2 protein-coding genes and 1 pseudogene are annotated in these 1676 nt (G+C 71.8%); all 3 read right to left on the bottom strand.

Annotation, left to right across the window (positions count from 1 at the left end):
* Nucleotides 1-493 (bottom strand): annotated as a pseudogene (locus GBZ26_RS29205) (anthranilate phosphoribosyltransferase); the annotation flags it as partial.
* The gene (locus GBZ26_RS29200) at nt 490-1080 is read right to left on the bottom strand and encodes an anthranilate synthase component II (protein ID WP_174441772.1); all 591 of its coding nucleotides are present in this window, start codon (nt 1078-1080) and stop codon (nt 490-492) included. The gene GBZ26_RS29200 and the pseudogene GBZ26_RS29205, both read right to left, overlap by 4 nt.
* A gap of 154 nt (nt 1081-1234) precedes the next feature.
* Entirely contained in the window at nt 1235-1666 is a 432-nt protein-coding gene (locus GBZ26_RS29195; protein WP_174441773.1) for an STY0301 family protein, read from the bottom strand.
* Between the last annotated feature and the right edge of the window lie 10 nt (nt 1667-1676).

Below are 1676 nucleotides of genomic sequence, written 5' to 3'. Positions count from 1 at the left end.
ACGGGCCCACCCGAGAGCCGATGCGCGCGCTCCGCTGGGCCTTGCGCACCGCCCCCATGTCGCGGTCCAGTTTGACGCCCCTCGCGCCCGGCACGTCGGCGGCGCCCGCCTTGGAGGACATGGCGCGGTGGCCGGGCTTGGCCACAGGCGCGCCGCGGGCGGCGATGACGACCGCGGCGGCGGTGGAGATGTTGTAGGTGCCCGAGCCGTCGCCGCCGGTGCCGCAGGTGTCGATGGTGCCGTCCGGCGCCTCCACCGGGATCGCCTTGGCGCGCATGACGCGGGCGGCCCCGGTGATCTCGTCCACCGTCTCGCCGCGCACGCGCAGCGCCATCAGGAAGCCGCCCATCTGCGACGGGGTGGCGTTGCCCGACATGATGATGTCGAAGGCCAGCGAGGCCTCTTGCTCGTTCAGGGCGTTGCCGGCGGCGACCTTGGCGAGGATCGCCTTCATGTCGGTCAGGTCGCCGTGCGGCGCGGACGGCGTGCTCATGCGGCGGTCTCCAGCCGGCGGGTCGTGTTCAGGAAGTTTTCCAGGATCTTGAGCCCGTGCTCGCTCTCGATGCTCTCCGGGTGGAACTGCACGCCGTGGATCGGCAGTTCGCGGTGGGACAGCGCCATGATCAGCCCGTCCTCCGTTTCACCGGTGACCTCCAGGCAGGCGGGCAGGGTGGCGCGCTCGACGATGAGCGAATGGTAGCGGGTGGCCCGGAAGGGCGAGGGCAGGTCCTTCAGGACGCCGCGCCCCTGGTGGAACATGCGGTCGACCTTGCCGTGCATCGGCACCGGCGCGCGCAGCACCGTGCCGCCGAAGGCCTGCCCGATGGCCTGATGGCCCAGGCACACACCCATCAGCGGAACGCCGGCCTTGGCGGCGGCGTCGATCAGCGGCAGGCAGATGCCCGCCTTGTCCGGATCGCAGGGGCCGGGCGACAGCACGATCCCTTCGGGGCGGAGCGCCATGGCCTCCTCCACCGTCAGGCTGTCGTTGCGGCGGACGTCCAGTTCGGCGCCCAGTTCGCCCAGGTAATGGACGAGGTTGTAGGTGAAGCTGTCGTAGTTATCGATGAGCAGCAGCATGGGGCGCCCCGGCATCCTTCCGGCCTGTCGTTTCCGGTCCGTCGTTCACGGCCCGATCGTCCCGGACTAGCGTTCCGGCCTTGTTCCAAGGCGGGTACCCTAGCGGCTGAAGCAATGGATTTCCAGCCCGTCCGAACCCGCGAACGGCAGAGAATCAGCGGCAGAGGAACTGCGGCGCTGTCGTCGGCTTGTCGAGGACCGTGCCGCGCGCGTCGGTCTCCTCGGTGATCTGGCAGCGCCGCACGGTGCGCGGCAGGTCGATGGCCAGCGTGGCCTGCGTCCCGCCGTAGCGGCAGATCAGGAAGACGTTGCTGCGCCGGGCGGCGGGGAAATCCCATTGCCGGACCTCCGAGCGGCTCCGCCGGAGGCTGCGGTCCGGCTCCAGCGCCGCCGGGGTGGGGGTGGCCATCTGCGCCGAGCGGTCGCCCTCCACCAGCGCGACGCCGGTGAAGGCGTGCTGGTCCTTCGCCGGGTAGGGCGACCAGCCGCCGGGGGCCTCCGGCTGGGCCTGCACGGTCAGGCTGGGCGGGCAGCGGACCTCCTCGGCAAGGGCCGGGAGCGCGGCGGCGGTGGCGAAGGCCGCCAGGAGGGTGGGG

The sequence above is a fragment of the Azospirillum formosense genome (genome assembly GCF_013340925.1).
GTDB classification, from domain to species: domain Bacteria; phylum Pseudomonadota; class Alphaproteobacteria; order Azospirillales; family Azospirillaceae; genus Azospirillum; species Azospirillum formosense.
The sequence above is the reverse complement of the archived record's forward strand: the minus strand, read 5'-3'. Positions and strand labels throughout refer to the sequence as shown.